Below are 15,665 nucleotides of genomic sequence, written 5' to 3'. Positions count from 1 at the left end.
ATATCGAGCTTCCATATAATAGTTGAAGAAGTGCAACAAAATTAAACATCAAATCAAATCTCTCTTCCCACAACCCTTACTTTGGCTTGACAAACAAGATAAATTGGGTCTAGTTGGCATCTGCGCGGTTGAATTCAATATTTTCACGAACGGAGAACACGAAATCTATGACCAGACTAGAAACCCGCACTGAACCAATGGTGCTAAACATGGGGCCACACCACCCCTCAATGCACGGGGTTCTGCGGCTAATCATGACTCTGGATGGCGAGGATGTCGTTGACTGTGAACCAGTTATCGGCTATTTGCACCGAGGAATGGAAAAAATTGCTGAGAACCGCACTAATGTAATGTACGTTCCTTATGTTAGTCGCTGGGACTACGCGGCGGGAATGTTCAACGAAGCGGTTACTGTTAACGCCCCAGAAAAACTTGCAGGTGTCGCTGTTCCCAAACGTGCTAGCTACATCCGCGTCATCATGCTGGAGTTGAACCGCATTGCTAACCACTTGCTATGGTTTGGCCCCTTCCTAGCTGACGTAGGCGCACAAACTCCCTTTTTCTACCAGTTCCGGGAACGGGAGATGATTTATGATTTGTGGGAAGCAGCCACAGGTTATCGAATGGTAAATAACAACTACTTCCGCGTTGGTGGAGTAGCAGCTGATTTACCTTACGGTTGGGTAGATAAGTGTCTGGAATTTTGCGACTACTTTATACCCAAAGTTGATGAGTACGAACGTTTAGTAACTGATAACCCCATCTTCCGGCGGCGTATTGAGGGTATTGGTACTATCACGCGAGAAGAAGCAATTAACTGGGGACTTTCTGGCCCAATGTTACGCGCTTCTGGCGTGCAATGGGATTTGCGGAAAGTTGACCATTACGAATGTTACGACGATTTCGACTGGGATGTGCAATGGGAAACCGCCGGTGATTGCTTTGCCCGTTATGTAGTGCGGATGCGGGAAATGCGCGAATCTGTAAAAATTATTCGCCAAGCAATTAAAGGACTTCCTGGCGGCCCTTACGAAAATCTGGAAGCCAAGCGTTTAGCCGCAGGTAAAAAATCTGAGTGGGACGCATTTGATTACCAATTCATCGGCAAAAAAGTTTCCCCCACTTTCAAGATGCCCAAGGGTGAAATCTACGCCCGTGTAGAAAGTGGCAAAGGTGAATTGGGAATTTATTTGGTTGGCGATGATAACGTCTTCCCTGCACGTTGGAAGATTCGCGCCGCAGATTTCAACAATCTCCAAATTGTTCCACATTTACTGCGCGGGATGAAGGTTGCAGATATTGTGGTGATTCTCGGTAGTGTTGACGTAATTATGGGGTCTGTGGATAGGTAGAGTAAATATCTATCTCAGTAATTTTTAGAGCAGTTGTATTACAGTGCAACTGCTCTATTTTTTTGATTTTTTAGGATTTGACTATAGCAATTCCTAGTTACGTGAGGTACAGAAATAATGTTTTTAAACGCAGAGGAGCGCAGAGTCAAACGCAAAGGTACGCAGAGGCTTACCTAATTTTATTAGTGATTTACTCAGTACCTCAGCAGGTCGGGAAACGCTATATACCAAACTAATAAATAAAATACCAATTTCATCAGAGCATCTAACTCTAAAATTTTCAAAGCTTTTAAATCCATACCCAGAACGTTTAATCAGTTTAAGAATGAAATCATCAGTGTGCATTAAAGTAAAAAATATTGACCCTTTACTAACGACCTTTTTCTATGACACCTTCCACAAACCAGGTTTATCCCGTTATTTGGCACAACGACTCAGTGTCACTAATTGACCAAACTCGCTTACCCAACGAATATACATTTGTAGAAATTCACCGCAGTGAAGATATGGCGCGGGCAATTAAAACAATGATTGTGCGAGGTGCGCCTGCAATTGGTGTGGCTGCGGCATACGGAATGTATCTTGGTGCAAGGGAAATTGAGACAAGCGATCGCACCGAATTTTTGCAACACTTAGATAAAGTAGCCCAGTTGTTGCGTTCTACTCGTCCGACGGCGGTAAATTTATTTTGGGCAATTAGCCGGATGCTGAAAGCTGCCTACGAAACGCTGGGAACAGTAGAAGACATCAAGCAAACCCTTTTCCAAACAGCCCAAGCAATCAACGTTGAAGATTTGCAAACCTGTCAAGCGATCGGCGACAATGGTTTGGCAGTCTTGCCCAATACTCCAGAAAAGCTCAGGTTACTTACTCACTGCAACGCTGGGGCATTAGCTACAGCCGGATATGGCACAGCCTTGGGTGTTGTGCGTTCTGCTTGGAGAGAAGGACGTTTAGAACGTTTATTTGCCGACGAAACTCGTCCTCGTTTGCAAGGTGCAAAACTCACCACTTGGGAATGTGTGCAAGAAGGTATTCCTGTTACATTAATTACTGATAATATGGCAGCCCATTGCATGAAACAGGGTTTGATTCATGCTGTAGTTGTGGGTGCCGATCGCATTGCTGCTAATGGTGACACTGCCAATAAAATTGGTACATACAGTGTAGCGATCGCAGCTAAAGCACATAATATACCTTTCTTTGTCGCTGCACCCCTTTCCACCGTTGATTTTGAATTAGCTGATGGCAGCCAAATTCCTATTGAAGAACGCGAACCAACAGAAATCTATCAAGTTGGCGATACCATTCTCACACCTGCGGGTGTAGATTTTTACAACCCAGCTTTTGATGTCACCCCGGCTGAGTTGATTACAGCCATCATTACAGAGAATGGAGCGATCGCACCTGATAAATTAGCAAAATCACAGGTAAAGCAAGTACCGATTGGGTGAAATCCGAATTAATGGAGAAACAGCTATTTTCAGGTAAATAGACCACGCGGTAGGGGCACAGCAATGCTCATTGGTGTCAACTTAATGCCAAACCCCTTGTCCGCCGGGAATTAAAATTCCCGTCTCATAGCGAAAGTCATCTTTATATGACTAAATATCGCCAAAAATCTCCAGTCTACTTCAGTAGACTTAAGCTAAAAGCCGGAAAATTTATTTTCGGGCGGGGATGTCAGCCAACAGATAAACTATTTCCAGCTGAAGTTGACACCTATGAGCAATACTGTGTCCTTACAACAGGTGTGGTTCAAATACATGAAAACTACTTTCAAATCTAACGGCTCAAAATTTATCAGTAATTTTTTCAATAATTTTATCTAAATTTTATATTATGACTAAATTCAATAAGCAAAATCCGCAATTACTTTCTCAAAAGAAGCTTTGACTTTCTCAAACTCCGGTTTGCTTACTCATTTTGGTGTTTTCCGCAAGCAAAAGAAGCTTTGACTTACTCAAAAGAAGCTTTTGCTTACTCATTTTGGTGTTTTCCGCAAGCAAAAGAAGCTTTGACTTACTCATTTTGGTGTTTTCCGCAAGTAAAAGAAGCTTTGACTTACTCAGAAGAAGCTTTTGCTTACTCATTTTGGTGTTTTCCGCAAGTAAAAGAAGCTTTGACTTACTCAAACCCCAGTTTGCTTTTTGATTCTGGTATTTTACGCAAATCAAATGCCATTTTGCTTTTTGAAAATGGTTGATTTATCAGAGGATGTCTGAAGAGTATTAAATATTTGTTCATCCCCCCCTAACCCCCTTAAAAAGCGTGTATACACAAGTCAAATTACCCCCCTTAATCCCCCCTTGTAAAGGGGGGAAATAAGAAATAAATCCAGTTCCCTCACGCCACATGCTTCAAGTCGGCGAAGCCGCCCAACGCAGTGGCTCCCCTTTATAAGGGCAGGGTTAGGGTGGGGTAATTTGACTTAACCCTAATAGAATTAACCAAAATGTTGAATAATTGCCTCAGCAAATTCAGAACATTTTAAGGGTTCAACAGGCGGTTCCAGCAACCGGGCTAAATCGTAAGTCACCTGACTACTGGCGATCGCATCGCTTAAACCTTTCTTAATTAGGTCTGCGGCTTCTTGCCAACCCAAAAATTCCAGCATCATCACACCAGACAAAATCACTGAACCAGGATTAATCCGATCTAAGCCGGCGTGTTTGGGTGCTGTACCGTGGGTAGCTTCAAATATGGCACTAGAATCGCCAATATTTGCCCCTGGCCCCATTCCCAAACCCCCAACAATAGCAGCAGCAGCATCAGACAAGTAATCGCCGTTTAAGTTCATCGTCGCCAAAATCGAATACTCATCCGGTCTGGTTTGGATTTGTTGGAAAATACTGTCAGCAATCCGGTCATTCACCAAAACTTTCTCTTTCCATTTGCCATCGCCGTGGGTTGACCAAATTGAGTTAAGAACAGTTTCAACTTCCTTGACAATTTGCGCTTTTTTCTCATCCGTGAGACTATCAAACCCAGGATCGATCTCGCGGGCGTTTTCTTCCAAGGAAATATTCGGATTTTTTTCCTTGTTACTCAAAATCCAAGATTCTCGTTCGGTGACAGTTTCTTGGCGAAATTCGCTGGTTGCTAGTTCATAACCCCAATCGCGGAAAGCGCCTTCGGTGTACTTCATGATGTTGCCTTTATGCACCAAAGTCACTTGTTGCTTGTGTTTGGGCAATAGCAAGGCGTGTTTGATGGCACGTCTGACTAGACGCTGGGAACCAGTTTTGCTGATGGGTTTGATGCCAATCCCAGAATCAAGAGGAATGCGTTTTTTTCCGTGTTCTGGGGTAGCGGGGATTAGTTCTTCATTGAGAATTTTAATTAAGCGATCGCCGATTTCGCTACCTTGTCGCCACTCAATGCCTAAATAAATATCTTCCGTATTCTCCCGATAAACAATTACATCCAGCTTTTCGGGGTTTTTGTGGGGAGAGGGCGTACCCGCATAGTAACGGCAGGGACGCACGCAGGCATACAAGTCAAAAATTTGCCGCAGCGCTACATTTAAAGAACGAATTCCCCCGCCAACAGGAGTAGTCAAAGGCCCTTTAATAGCTACACCATACTCTTCAATTGCCGTCAAAGTGTCTTGAGGTAAATACTGATAAGTTCCGTATAAATCGCAAGCTTCGTCTCCAGCGTAAACCTTGAACCAGCTAATTTGACGCTGACCCTTATATGCTTTGGCTACCGCCGCATCTAGCACCTTTTGGGTAGCAGGCCAGATGTCTATACCTGTACCATCGCCACGAATAAAGGGGATAATTGGATTGTCTGGTACGATTGGTTCACCATTTTTGAAGGTGATTTTTGCTCCGGTTGCGGGGGGGGTAATCTTTTCGTACATCGTTCACACACTCCTAATCGATACGCTGCTATTCAAAAAACCTTATGTGGCAGGCTTGTATATTTTGCTATGTCTTCTGTTCACCAAGCCATAAGGCAAAGATTTTCCCCCTATTCCCCTTGTACATTATTTGGGGATTAACTGTGGGATTCAGTGAAGCGATCGCAATTTTGTACGATCAAAAATAGTAAACTACTTTTCGCTATCAATGCTTCACTTTAGAGAATGCCCGATAGCTTACCGCTCTTTCACTGACCGTTAACACAAGAATGGCATGACAGACCCAATGATTTTATCAGGCCCTGCAAATGACATCGACTCCCTCCGACAACCATTAATGGCTGGGTCTGAAAAAGTCCAACAGCAGATAATCCCACAGTTAGCCGAGTTAGGTAATGAGGGATTAGACGTGTTGATGGAATTTTTACTGAAACGACGTGAGAACCCAGCTACTTGGATTGATGGCAAAGCTTACCAAGTCCTTTACAGTTCTGATGCACCTCAAGCCCAAGAATTTTTGCGCTCCTGTTTTCCTGAAGGAATTGTACCTCTAAAATCAGAGTTGGGGATTAACTACAATTCTTTGCAACAGCTACTAGCTGTTCAAGACTTCCAAGCAGCCGATCGCCTCACCATCGAAAAAATGTGCGAACTGTCAGGGCCTACGGCTGTACAACGAAAATGGTTGTACTTTACTGAGGTAGAAAATATTTCGGCTGTTGACTTGCAAACCATTAACAACCTCTGGTTAGTCTACTCGGAAGGTAAATTTGGCTTTTCAGTGCAGCGAGAAATTTGGTTAAGTTTGGGTAAAAATTGGGAAAATTTCTGGCCGAAAATTGGCTGGAAAGCAGGTAATAACTGGACGCGATATCCTAACGGGTTTACCTGGGATTTGAGTGCGCCTAAAGGTCACTTACCCCTCTCTAATCAACTCCGGGGAGTACGAGTATTTGCTTCTTTACTTTCTCACCCAGCTTGGTTGAAGAATCCAGAAAAATGATTTTGAGCCTACGGACAAACAGATTATGATCGATCCCACCAACCGAGAATTCTACGTCATCATTGAACGAGATGAAGATGGTTACTATGTTGGAGAAGTTCCTCAGCTAAAAGCCTGTTACAGTCAGGGAGAAACAATTGATGAGTTGATGGCTAATATGAAAGAAGTAATTGAACTTTGCTTAGAAACAAAAAGTGATGAAGAAATACCAGAATTTATAGGTATTCAAAAGGTAGTAATTTAATGCCAAAATTACCAGTTTTAACAGGTAAAACAGTTATTAACGCCCTTGAAAAAATAGGTTTTCAGGCGGTACGTCAAAAAGTATCTCATGTAAAATGCAACATGAGGATGGGCGGTTAGTAACTATTCCTATTCATGCTGGTAAAACAATAGGTAAAGGATTACTACGCAAAATACTACGCGATATTGAACTTACAAGGGAAGAGTTTATAGGTTTGCTGGAATAATAGAGTTGGGAAGTTTTCCACTAATTCCAAATCCACAATCTTAAATTAGATAATGGCAAATGTTCGTCTAGAAGATATTAAACGTAGATTCAATAATGTCACTGCGATTGAGGACATTACTTTTGAAATTCCTGATGGCGAGTTTTGGGTTTTAGTTGGGCCATCTGGTTGTGGTAAGTCTACAATTTTGCGAACGATCGCCGGTTTAGAAACCGCTACATCTGGCAAACTCTACATTGGCGATCGCTTGGTAAATAATATTCCAGCCAGACAACGGGATGTGGCGATGGTGTTCCAAAACTACGCTCTCTATCCTCACATGAGTGTGGCCCAAAACATCGCTTTTGGCTTGCAAATGCGGAAAGTTGACCGAAAAATTATTCAAGAACGAGTAATGAATGTGGCGCGATCGCTTTCTCTGGATCATTTGCTGGATCGTAAGCCGAAACAACTTTCTGGGGGGCAGCAACAAAGGGTAGCATTAGGGAGAGCGATCGCTCGCGAACCCCAAGTCTTTTTACTTGATGAACCTTTATCTAATTTAGATGCCCAACTGCGCGATGATACCAGGGCAGAATTGAAACAGCTACATCAAGAGTTAGGCATTACAACAATTTACGTCACTCACGATCAAGTTGAAGCCATGACTTTGGCCGATCGAATTGTCGTGCTAAATCGCGGACGGATTCAACAAATTGGCGATCCTCAAACTATTTATGCAAATCCTGCTAATCAGATGGTGGCAAGTTTTTTGGGCAGTCCGCCAATGAATATTTTACCTGCAATCTATGAAAATAATGGTTTCGATGTGAGCGGACAGTTATTAGCAATCCCAGCAGTTGTGAAAGGAAAATTACAGTTGCGTCAAGGACATAGTTATGATTTGGGGATTCGTCCAGAGCATATAAAAATAAACACTAATTCAGAACGGGCTGAACGCCCAGTTACCGCTAACAGTACTCAAAACTCAGGATTATTATCGGTTGAAGTTAAAGTTGTAGAACCTTTGGGAAGAGAAACTTTGATTCGTGCTGGTTTACCCGGTTCGGCGGTGATGCTGAATATTCAAGTAGGCTCTGATGTGCGTTTTCGTCGAAGCGATCGCCTTTCTCTACAGCTGGATTTAAATCAGTTATTTGTATTCGATCCCAAAACTGGGGACAGAATCTTATAAAGAGTTTCTTAAACTGCCAGAAATAATCGCTAAATTCTAATTTTTTGTAGCCAGAATCTAAGAAAATAAAAACTGCAATAGATACTTCATGGATTAGCTGCAAAAACTTATATGACTATTAATCGACGCCATTTCTTGTTTTTACTGACATCAGGTGCCGGTGTTTTTGCATTAGACGCTTGTGCATTGGCAGAGAAATCTCCTGATGGAAATACTGCAACACCAAATACAACCGCAAATACAACACCCAATATAACAGCAAATACAACAGGGGCTATCCAATTACCACCTTTACCTTATGCCTACGAAGCACTGGAACCACACATCGATACCAAAACGATGCAATTTCACCACGATAAACATCACGCAACTTATGTGAAAAACCTGAATGCAGCCTTAGAAAAACATCCAGAACTCAAAGGTAAAACAGTTGAAGAACTGTTGCAAAAACTTGACAATGTACCACAAGATATTCGCAAAACAGTACGTAATAATGGCGGTGGTCATGTGAACCACTCAATGTTCTGGCAAATTATGAAGCCAAAAGGTGGGGGAGAACCAACAGGAAATATCGCCTCCGCAATTAATCAAAATTTTGGCTCTTTTGCAGCTTTCAAAAAACAGTTTAATGAAGCTGGCGCTGGTCGTTTTGGTAGTGGTTGGGTTTGGCTAGTACGTAACAAGGGTGGCAAGTTGGAAGTGACAACTACAGCTAACCAAGATACTCCCTTAAGTGCAGGTAAATATCCTATCCTGGGTAATGATGTATGGGAACATGCATATTATCTCAATTACCAGAATCGCCGCGCTGATTATTTAGATGCTTGGTGGAACGTGGTTAATTGGGATGAGATTAACAAGCGGTTTGCAGCAGCAAGTAAATTTGCCTGAAACCAGACAAAAATTTAGAGTTATAGGCGCTTAAAAATTGGCGACAGAAACAATATTCTGTTGCCAGTTTTATGATGTAATAATCTAATTATTATTCATCTTTTGAAAATAATTTGCTTTAATAATTATTCTTCAATTATTGCAGGTATTTTTTTTCTTTTTTGAGATTTAATATAGCTTGATTTTCCGTTAAAAATAAGAATATATCTCAATAAATCTTGTAACTGATCTTACTTTTATAGTGCTAAACTACTGATGTTGACAAAATTTATATAAGATTGCAATTTCAAATTTCATCATCACAGTACATGAAATTTAGAACCTTTCTTTAAATGTCGAATTTGAATTTGAATTTGATTATAAGGAGGATGTTCTTATGAAGATTGGTTGCAAATTATTTACGGTTGCTTTAACTGTTCCATTACTTCTTGGAATTTTAAATTTTAAAGCACAAGCTGAAGTGACTAGACAATGGGGTGTAGGTGGCGATATTCCCGTTCCTGGCGATTATGATAATGATGGTAGAACTGATTATGCAGTCTGGCGACCGAGTAATGGAACTTGGTATGTGATTAACAGTTCAACAGGTGTAGCAGTTACTAGACAATGGGGCGTCGGTGGCGATATTCCCGTTCCCGGCGATTATGATAGCGATCGCAAAACTGATTATGCAGTCTGGCGACCAAGTGATGGAACTTGGTATGTGATTAACAGTTCAACAGGTGTAGCAGTTACTAGACAATGGGGCGTCGCTGGTGATGTTCCTGCACCTGGGAGATACGATAATGATGGTAAAACTGATTATGCAGTCTGGCGACCAAGTAATGGCACTTGGTATGTGATTAACAGTTCAACAGGTGTAGCAGTTACTAGACAATGGGGCGTCGGTGGCGATATTCCTGTTCCCGGCGATTATGATAATGATGGTAAAACTGATTATGCAGTCTGGCGACCGAGTAATGGCACTTGGTATGTGATTAACAGTTCAACAGGTGTAGCAGTTACTAGACAATGGGGCGTCGGTGGCGATGTTCCCGCCCCTGGCAAATACGATAATGATGGTAGAACTGATTTTGCAGTCTGGCGACCAAGTGATGGAACTTGGTATGTGATTAACAGTTCAACAGGTGTAGCAGTTACTAGACAATGGGGCGTCGGTGGTGATATTCCTACCCCTGGCAATTATGATTTCTCTATTAGGAATGACTTCGCAGTTTGGCGACCGAGTAATGGCACTTGGTATATTTTTGGGAATTAGGGCTAATACTTTGTCCTTTTTCCCACACTTACCCCTCAAAGAGGCTTTTGAGTCGGTACACCTACAGCACGAGGAAAATTAGCTGGAGTGGTAGCTACCTTACGCAAATACACACAGTGGCGGATGCTGTGACTCAGAGGTGTCGTAAATTGTTCGATTGATTCAATCACGCCACCCAACTGGTTCACAGCATTCTTTAAAGCAGCTGTTTCATCCTCAGTCCAATTACCGCGATAAATTATAGCTAAACCTCCCTGTTTGAGCAGTGGTAGGGTATATTCTGCACAGACAGAGGCTGCCCCTACAGCACGGATCAATGCAATATCATAAGCTAGTCGATGCTGGCGGTGCTGACCGATTTCTTCAGCCCTACCAACAAGAGTTTTGGCATTGATAAGGGCAAGTTCAGTTAATATATTGTCGAGAAAAGTAATTTTTTTCCGAGTGGAATCGAGAAGAGTAATTGTGCAATTAGGTACTGTAATTGTCACTGGAATACCTGGAAAACCTGCACCTGTACCAATATCGATGATAGTAGGGGAAGCAGGGGAGAAATTTGCTGATAACAGAGGTGCAATTCCTCGCAGAGAATCCCAGAGATGTTTTTCCCAAAACTCTTGAGGTTCAACGATCCGAGTTAAATTTTGTTGGCGATTACCTTCTAGGATTAACTCATAAAGCTTTTGAAATTGCGCTTGTTGTTGAAGAGTTGGTTGCCAATTGAGAGTTTTCTGCCAGATTTCTGCCATCTCAGGCAATAAGTTTGTCATTTGTCATTTGTCATTAGTTATTCTCCCCTGCTCCCTGCCTCCCCTGCTCCCCTGCTCCCCATGCTCTCACACCGTTGGTAGAGGTTCTTTAACTTTGGATTCTAGTGACTTTGGGTCTACTGATTCTAGTTCACCGTGGTTGAGTGTCCAGCAACGGTCTGCGATTGCTAACAGATCCCCAGCATCGTGTGTCACAATTAACAATGTCCAATCTTGTTTGAGTTTTGCTAATAAATTTATCAATTGCCGACGCATTGACCAATCTAAACCAGCTGTTGGTTCATCCAATAACAGTAAATTTGGCTGGCGAATTAATTGGACTGCCAAAGCTAAACGTCGTTGCTGACCACCACTCAAAGCATAAGGGGCAGCAGAAAGCGATAAATGCTCTAATCCCACTTCACTTAGCGCCTGTCTGACTCTTTCTGACCCTAACTCAGGATGTCCTAAACGCAATTCTTCTAAAATCGAACCACCGCAAAAGTGCCGCTCTGGAAACTGAAATACTAACCCGGCTAATTGTTGTAGCTGTTCGGCTAGAAGTTCTTGTTCCCGCCAGAAGAGAGCGCCAGTAGTGGGTTCGGCTAGTCCCGACAAAATTTCTAGTAAGGTACTTTTACCGGAACCACTCGGGCCAATAATCAGACCTAGCTGCTGGGGTGCTAATTCTAAATTGATCGATTTGAGAATCGCTGTTGGGCACGCTGTGGGATGATAATTTACATTTCGGAGATAAAGCATTTGTTAAGATTACCAAAAAGTCAGCAAATTACTGATTAGCTACACTGAGAGTGTCTGGAAAATTCTAGAAAAATTTACAGCGTATTACCTGAATTAACAGCTTAATTTAGCAGCAAGAATTATCCACTTTTTCTCCATTGTGGCAGACTAAGCCTGAAATAATGGCTAGAGCAAGCCTGGAAACATGGAAAGATTACCAATATATAAGAAAATTTTGGTTGAAGCAAAGGCAAGTTGAAATTAACCATTTTTGCATTCTAAGTAACACATACAACTATTTCAACCGCAATTATTCTGAGGGTAAAAATGATTAAAAGGTTTTTTTCGCCTCAATTCGTAGTGTCTGCTCAACTCACTACCCTTGCTCAGACTGCTTTTGCAGGTGCGTTCGCCTTTGGCGTTGCCCCTTGGGCAATCGCACTTAATGTCTGGGTAAATCCTTCTCTGGCTGGCGATCCGTTTCGCAATAGCGAACCTCATCAAATTGGCGACCAAACAGAAGCAGCTTTTAAAGCAATTTTCCAACAGGGCAACTATCCAGCAGCACAGCGTTATCTGGAACAAGCACTATCCAAAGAGCCAAATGAACCTCTAGCTTATGCCATGAGCGCATCTTTAGCATACGGAAATAAGGATTGGGCTAAACTAGATACCTACAGCCAAAAAACTCTAGAAACTGGACAAAAACTGATTTATAGCGATCCATTGCGTGGTAATTTATACACTGCTGTTGGTCATTTTTTAGAAGGTGCAACAATTATCACCCGTGAGGGTACAGTCAACGGTGTGCCGCAAGCCTTTAGTCGGTTGCGGCAAGTTTATGAATATTTAGACAAAGCCGAAGCAATTTCTGCCAACGATCCAGAACTGAATTTAATCAAGGGTTATATGGATTTATTGTTAGCAGTTAATTTGCCTTTTGCTAGCCCAGATCAGGCAATTGGACGCTTAGAACAAAATGCTGCTCCTCAATATCTAGTGGATCGGGGTATTGCTCTTGCTTACCGCGATTTAAAACGGTATCCACAGGCGCTAGAGTATGTCAACCGGGCGATTAAAACCACATCCGATAATCCAGAAATTTATTATCTTAAAGCCCAAATACTGAAGCGACTGGGGCAAAGAGAAAAAAGCCAGCAGATGATCCAGGAAGCGATCGCTAATTTTGACAAAGCATTGACTAAAAAATCTCAACTCCCAGGCGATTTAGTCAAACAAATTGAACGCGAACGCAAAAATGCTGTTAGCCTTAACAATCCTGGGTAATTGGGCATTGGCGATTAGGTTTTTTTCTATCCCCTATGCCCCATGCCCCATGCCCTACTTTGATATGCTTATTCGCAGAAGAGTACTGGAGATATTAGACCAAAATGGAGATTCAGTTCCGCGAAATTAATCCTTTTGATATGTGGATTTGGCTGAAATTCAGCACAAATCCTTCTGCGCGTGAAAAGCAATATGTAGAAGAAGTCTTCAATTCCTGGTTTTATTTAGGTAAATTGGGCGCATTTAATGCAGAAAACCTCCAAGTGCAGGATACTGGACTCGATATCAGCTACATGAATTATGATGCACAAGGGTATGACAAAAGTCTACTAGCACTGATGCATAACATGGGTGAGTTTGAATATGAGGGTCAGTGGGGGCGTTGTTGGTTTGACTTAGGAACCAGTGATGCGATCGCATTGGATATTTTAATCAACGCTCTCACCCAGCTAAGTCAGGAATATGTCACCATTGAAGAATTGTACATCGGTGGTGAAAATCCAGATTGGCCTATTGAGGATAGCGAAAGTCGTCCTCAGTCTATTTATGATAATTAGTTATAAAAATGAATAAAGCTGGCGAAATTCGGGTAATAGCCTTGGGGTTAATTCGGAATGGCGAACGCATATTTCTTTCTGAAGGCTACGACCCCGTAAAACAAGAAACATTTTATCGAGCTTTAGGCGGTGGTGTCGATTTTGGTGAAACCAGCCACGCCGCCTTAAAACGGGAATTTCAAGAGGAAATTCAGGCAGAATTAACCAATATTAAATATTTAGGTTGTATAGAAAACCTATTTATATTTAATGGTAGGCAAGGTCATGAAATTATTCAGCTTTATCAATGTGACTTTGCTGATTCAAAATTTTATCAACTAGAAAGTTTAGTTTTTTCCGAATCACCACATCATAAACATAGAGCCTTATGGATAGATATCTCTCGCTTGAAATCTGGGGAATTACGATTAGTACCTGAAGTATTTTTTGACTATTTATAACTGAAGATTTAAATAATATTCTAAGGATGGCTTCTCAATCTGCTGGTTCTTCTGGTTCAGTGTCTTCATCAATCCACTCTTCTAAATTTAATAGCTCAACTATTTGCTGTACATAGACTCCTTTAACTTTTTGTCCTCCTGTTTTGGGTACAATGATGGTTTTACCTTGGGTTGGGAGTCTCGGAAGCTATGATGGCTACCTTTAGACCTTTTACAAGCGAACAAAAATGGGGTTATTGGGCATAAAAAACCTTTGAATTTTCTTAAGTGTCTTAACTGTCCTTGCTTTTACATGGAAACTATGAAAATATGCAAATGACAAATTGACAGAAATAAATATGTCTATTTCAAATGGGAATTACATTTTAAATACGGGCGGAGCCAACACGTCGGCGATCGAGAGCAAGGTATACGCAGTATTACTTGAAGAACCGCCCGTAGAGAAATGGCTGATTACCTCCATCCCCGCAAGTGGCGACGATGTGGTGATTATCCAGACGAATGATGGATCAAAGGCTTGGGCTGCTCCGAGTCAGGTAGAAGCTCAAGTCACGGTTGAGCCTTTGAATCCTAATTCCCCCGCACCAAACCAACTCTTTCGCATTGTGCCAGAAGATCCTGACGAAGAGGGTCAGTACTTCATACAGTCGAAAAGCTCTGACAACATTATCGGGAGATATCCTATAGAAGATAGATCCTTAATGCCCAAACGTATCGTATTAATTCCACAAGGCTTACAGACCTCGCCGTGGATTATAAAAAAGGCGTAGGATTGTAGCCTACATAGAGCGAAATAGGTGACTGCTGTGTTGCCTCTTTACCTATCGAGTCCATCATGCTGAATCCAGCGTGGTGGTTTCGCCAGAAGTGTAGATTCTGAGAACTAATTGTAACAGCGATCGCAGCAATCTTATCCTTGCTGCTGGCAACTTCAAGCCAACCTTCAATAGCATCCTTTAAATTAGCGATTACCTCTTCTCTGGTGTCTCCTTCAGTAATACAACCGGGAAGTGCGGGAACCTCTGCCCAATAGCCGCCTTCTTCTGCTGGATGAATGATTGCTTTGATTTTCATAAATATGTTGAGCTAATTTGTGAGAATATGCTAATAAGCATACCTATTTGCTCGTAACTGTGGCTATTAAAATTAATATTTTCCACTGCAACAGAGTGTTAGAGTACTCTAACTGACTGCCTACACTTCTCTTTAAAGTTCAAGTATATCTAGCAGATTATAGTCATTTATTCTCCCTTTTTTTAAATCTAAATATTCTTGATATGTTTTGAGATTGTGTTGCTCAACTTCTCTAACAAATCCTTTTTTCTCACTGTTAATTTTTCTCATCAAAGTTATCGATCCAGAACTGAGGCAGAAATCAATCTCTCCAATTTGAGCAACTTTCTCAGACAGCCCACCTTTACGGTTTACCTGCTTTAATTTCCCGCTTTTAGAAAGATGGTTTAACTTCAGAGATAGAGTCTCCTCTTCTTCCCCCAAAAAATATTCACAATAATGATAAATTCTAAATCCATAATCTTCTATATCTACAGATGAATCTTCTAAATTATTATGTTGTTTGATCCTCTGAATGCATTCATCAAGTAAGTCTGCCATACGATCGCAAACAAACTGACATATATCTACATATTCAAGTCGATTTTTTGGAAAGTAGTCAATCTGAGAACGAAAAGAAACTGCTGAACCAGATATTCGATATCCCCAAACAACAACTTCTCCCTCATCCTCCCAAGAATCAGGACGCTTAATTTGATTTCCGTACATATCCGTGCTATCAAAAATACCCTCAATACCAAGGTATGTTGGGCCAATGTGAAATTTTTCTTTTTCCATTGTTGGTTGTCCGTGCTATAGAAA

The 15,665-nt window shown here is 41.6% G+C and carries 18 protein-coding genes and 1 pseudogene; 14 read left to right on the top strand and 5 right to left on the bottom strand.

The window, feature by feature from the left end; genetic code table 11:
• The first annotated feature begins 167 nt into the window (after positions 1 to 167).
• The 3 genes from ACR5KR_RS26055 to ACR5KR_RS26045 all read left to right on the top strand — a co-directional run bounded on the left by ACR5KR_RS26055 (position 168) and on the right by ACR5KR_RS26045 (position 3,558).
• A complete protein-coding gene (locus tag ACR5KR_RS26055; protein ID WP_448268514.1) occupies positions 168 to 1,352 on the top strand; it encodes an NAD(P)H-quinone oxidoreductase subunit H in 1,185 nt (394 codons plus the stop codon).
• Between the two features lie 386 nt (positions 1,353 to 1,738).
• Entirely contained in the window at positions 1,739 to 2,806 is a 1,068-nt protein-coding gene (mtnA, locus tag ACR5KR_RS26050) for an S-methyl-5-thioribose-1-phosphate isomerase (RefSeq protein WP_448268513.1), read from the top strand.
• Positions 2,807 to 3,306: 500 nt separating this feature from the next.
• Complete coding sequence (locus tag ACR5KR_RS26045) at positions 3,307 to 3,558, top strand: hypothetical protein (protein WP_448268512.1); 252 nt, start codon at positions 3,307 to 3,309, stop codon at positions 3,556 to 3,558.
• A 240-nt stretch (positions 3,559 to 3,798) separates the two neighbouring features.
• Here ACR5KR_RS26045 and ACR5KR_RS26040 read toward each other — a convergent pair whose 3' ends face one another.
• A complete protein-coding gene (locus ACR5KR_RS26040) occupies positions 3,799 to 5,220 on the bottom strand; it encodes an NADP-dependent isocitrate dehydrogenase (protein WP_445629861.1) in 1,422 nt (473 codons plus the stop codon).
• 274 nt (positions 5,221 to 5,494) lie between these two features.
• On the opposite strand from ACR5KR_RS26040, the gene ACR5KR_RS26035 reads away from it, so the two are divergent.
• The 7 genes from ACR5KR_RS26035 to ACR5KR_RS26005 all read left to right on the top strand — a co-directional run bounded on the left by ACR5KR_RS26035 (position 5,495) and on the right by ACR5KR_RS26005 (position 10,016).
• The gene (locus ACR5KR_RS26035) at positions 5,495 to 6,223 is read left to right on the top strand and encodes a GUN4 N-terminal ARM-like repeat domain-containing protein (protein WP_445629862.1); all 729 of its coding nucleotides are present in this window, start codon (positions 5,495 to 5,497) and stop codon (positions 6,221 to 6,223) included.
• Between the two features lie 25 nt (positions 6,224 to 6,248).
• Positions 6,249 to 6,467 carry a type II toxin-antitoxin system HicB family antitoxin gene (locus tag ACR5KR_RS26030; RefSeq protein WP_445629863.1) on the top strand — a complete coding sequence of 73 codons (219 nt, stop codon included), beginning with the start codon at positions 6,249 to 6,251 and terminating at the stop codon, positions 6,465 to 6,467.
• Positions 6,467 to 6,586 carry a type II toxin-antitoxin system HicA family toxin gene (locus ACR5KR_RS26025; protein WP_448270436.1) on the top strand — a complete coding sequence of 40 codons (120 nt, stop codon included), beginning with the start codon at positions 6,467 to 6,469 and terminating at the stop codon, positions 6,584 to 6,586. Before ACR5KR_RS26030 ends, ACR5KR_RS26025 begins: the two co-directional genes overlap by 1 nt.
• Positions 6,562 to 6,693 carry a type II toxin-antitoxin system HicA family toxin gene (locus ACR5KR_RS26020; protein WP_448268510.1) on the top strand — a complete coding sequence of 44 codons (132 nt, stop codon included), beginning with the start codon at positions 6,562 to 6,564 and terminating at the stop codon, positions 6,691 to 6,693. The genes ACR5KR_RS26025 and ACR5KR_RS26020 overlap by 25 nt, the downstream gene beginning before the upstream one ends.
• 52 nt (positions 6,694 to 6,745) lie before the next feature.
• The gene (locus ACR5KR_RS26015; RefSeq protein WP_448268509.1) at positions 6,746 to 7,867 is read left to right on the top strand and encodes an ABC transporter ATP-binding protein; all 1,122 of its coding nucleotides are present in this window, start codon (positions 6,746 to 6,748) and stop codon (positions 7,865 to 7,867) included.
• Between the two features lie 111 nt (positions 7,868 to 7,978).
• A complete protein-coding gene (locus tag ACR5KR_RS26010; protein WP_445629865.1) occupies positions 7,979 to 8,758 on the top strand; it encodes a superoxide dismutase in 780 nt (259 codons plus the stop codon).
• A gap of 376 nt (positions 8,759 to 9,134) precedes the next feature.
• Positions 9,135 to 10,016, top strand: a complete 882-nt coding sequence (locus ACR5KR_RS26005; RefSeq protein ID WP_445629866.1) for an FG-GAP-like repeat-containing protein — start codon at positions 9,135 to 9,137, stop codon at positions 10,014 to 10,016.
• A gap of 35 nt (positions 10,017 to 10,051) precedes the next feature.
• Here the strand turns inward: ACR5KR_RS26005 and rsmG are convergent, their stop codons facing one another.
• Together rsmG and ACR5KR_RS25995 are read right to left on the bottom strand one after the other, a co-directional pair.
• Positions 10,052 to 10,786 carry a 16S rRNA (guanine(527)-N(7))-methyltransferase RsmG gene (gene rsmG / locus ACR5KR_RS26000; RefSeq protein ID WP_445629867.1) on the bottom strand — a complete coding sequence of 245 codons (735 nt, stop codon included), beginning with the start codon at positions 10,784 to 10,786 and terminating at the stop codon, positions 10,052 to 10,054.
• A 66-nt stretch (positions 10,787 to 10,852) separates the two neighbouring features.
• Positions 10,853 to 11,527 (bottom strand): ABC transporter ATP-binding protein, encoded by a 675-nt coding sequence (locus ACR5KR_RS25995; RefSeq protein ID WP_445629868.1) that lies wholly within the window; start codon positions 11,525 to 11,527, stop codon positions 10,853 to 10,855.
• Positions 11,528 to 11,833: 306 nt separating this feature from the next.
• On the opposite strand from ACR5KR_RS25995, the gene ACR5KR_RS25990 reads away from it, so the two are divergent.
• The 4 genes from ACR5KR_RS25990 (at position 11,834) to ACR5KR_RS25975 (ending at position 14,560) form a co-directional block, all read left to right on the top strand.
• Positions 11,834 to 12,793, top strand: a complete 960-nt coding sequence (locus ACR5KR_RS25990) for a Sll0314/Alr1548 family TPR repeat-containing protein (protein ID WP_448268508.1) — start codon at positions 11,834 to 11,836, stop codon at positions 12,791 to 12,793.
• 104 nt (positions 12,794 to 12,897) lie between these two features.
• Positions 12,898 to 13,350 carry a DUF3531 family protein gene (locus ACR5KR_RS25985; protein ID WP_322701327.1) on the top strand — a complete coding sequence of 151 codons (453 nt, stop codon included), beginning with the start codon at positions 12,898 to 12,900 and terminating at the stop codon, positions 13,348 to 13,350.
• 8 nt (positions 13,351 to 13,358) lie between these two features.
• On the top strand, positions 13,359 to 13,790 hold the full coding sequence (locus ACR5KR_RS25980; RefSeq protein ID WP_448268507.1) for an NUDIX hydrolase: 432 nt from the start codon (positions 13,359 to 13,361) through the stop codon (positions 13,788 to 13,790).
• Between the two features lie 338 nt (positions 13,791 to 14,128).
• The gene (locus ACR5KR_RS25975) at positions 14,129 to 14,560 is read left to right on the top strand and encodes an I66 family serine proteinase inhibitor (protein ID WP_448268506.1); all 432 of its coding nucleotides are present in this window, start codon (positions 14,129 to 14,131) and stop codon (positions 14,558 to 14,560) included.
• 121 nt (positions 14,561 to 14,681) lie between these two features.
• Here ACR5KR_RS25975 and ACR5KR_RS25970 read toward each other — a convergent pair.
• A pseudogene (locus ACR5KR_RS25970) lies at positions 14,682 to 14,864 on the bottom strand (type II toxin-antitoxin system HicB family antitoxin); the annotation flags it as partial.
• A 132-nt stretch (positions 14,865 to 14,996) separates the two neighbouring features.
• Positions 14,997 to 15,641: a hypothetical protein gene (locus ACR5KR_RS25965; RefSeq protein ID WP_448268505.1), complete on the bottom strand. Its 645-nt coding sequence runs from the start codon at positions 15,639 to 15,641 to the stop codon at positions 14,997 to 14,999.
• Positions 15,642 to 15,665 lie beyond the last annotated feature (24 nt).

This window comes from Nostoc sp. DSM 114159 (assembly GCF_053470285.1).
Note: the sequence above shows the minus strand (reverse complement) of the source record. Positions and strands in the feature narration are given on the sequence as shown.

Coding starts and splice junctions, on each gene's coding strand:
- mtnA (WP_448268513.1), top strand. CDS start 1,739: ATGACACCTTCCACAAACCAGGTTTATCCCGTTATTTGGCACAACGAC.
- ACR5KR_RS26020 (WP_448268510.1), top strand. CDS start 6,562: ATGCAACATGAGGATGGGCGGTTAGTAACTATTCCTATTCATGCTGGT.
- ACR5KR_RS26035 (WP_445629862.1), top strand. CDS start 5,495: ATGACAGACCCAATGATTTTATCAGGCCCTGCAAATGACATCGACTCC.
- rsmG (WP_445629867.1), bottom strand. CDS start 10,786: ATGACAAACTTATTGCCTGAGATGGCAGAAATCTGGCAGAAAACTCTC.
- ACR5KR_RS26040 (WP_445629861.1), bottom strand. CDS start 5,220: ATGTACGAAAAGATTACCCCCCCCGCAACCGGAGCAAAAATCACCTTC.
- ACR5KR_RS25965 (WP_448268505.1), bottom strand. CDS start 15,641: ATGGAAAAAGAAAAATTTCACATTGGCCCAACATACCTTGGTATTGAG.
- ACR5KR_RS25980 (WP_448268507.1), top strand. CDS start 13,359: ATGAATAAAGCTGGCGAAATTCGGGTAATAGCCTTGGGGTTAATTCGG.
- ACR5KR_RS25995 (WP_445629868.1), bottom strand. CDS start 11,527: ATGCTTTATCTCCGAAATGTAAATTATCATCCCACAGCGTGCCCAACA.
- ACR5KR_RS25985 (WP_322701327.1), top strand. CDS start 12,898: ATGGAGATTCAGTTCCGCGAAATTAATCCTTTTGATATGTGGATTTGG.
- ACR5KR_RS26010 (WP_445629865.1), top strand. CDS start 7,979: ATGACTATTAATCGACGCCATTTCTTGTTTTTACTGACATCAGGTGCC.
- ACR5KR_RS26030 (WP_445629863.1), top strand. CDS start 6,249: ATGATCGATCCCACCAACCGAGAATTCTACGTCATCATTGAACGAGAT.
- ACR5KR_RS25990 (WP_448268508.1), top strand. CDS start 11,834: ATGATTAAAAGGTTTTTTTCGCCTCAATTCGTAGTGTCTGCTCAACTC.
- ACR5KR_RS26005 (WP_445629866.1), top strand. CDS start 9,135: ATGAAGATTGGTTGCAAATTATTTACGGTTGCTTTAACTGTTCCATTA.
- ACR5KR_RS26015 (WP_448268509.1), top strand. CDS start 6,746: ATGGCAAATGTTCGTCTAGAAGATATTAAACGTAGATTCAATAATGTC.
- ACR5KR_RS25975 (WP_448268506.1), top strand. CDS start 14,129: ATGTCTATTTCAAATGGGAATTACATTTTAAATACGGGCGGAGCCAAC.
- ACR5KR_RS26025 (WP_448270436.1), top strand. CDS start 6,467: ATGCCAAAATTACCAGTTTTAACAGGTAAAACAGTTATTAACGCCCTT.
- ACR5KR_RS26055 (WP_448268514.1), top strand. CDS start 168: ATGACCAGACTAGAAACCCGCACTGAACCAATGGTGCTAAACATGGGG.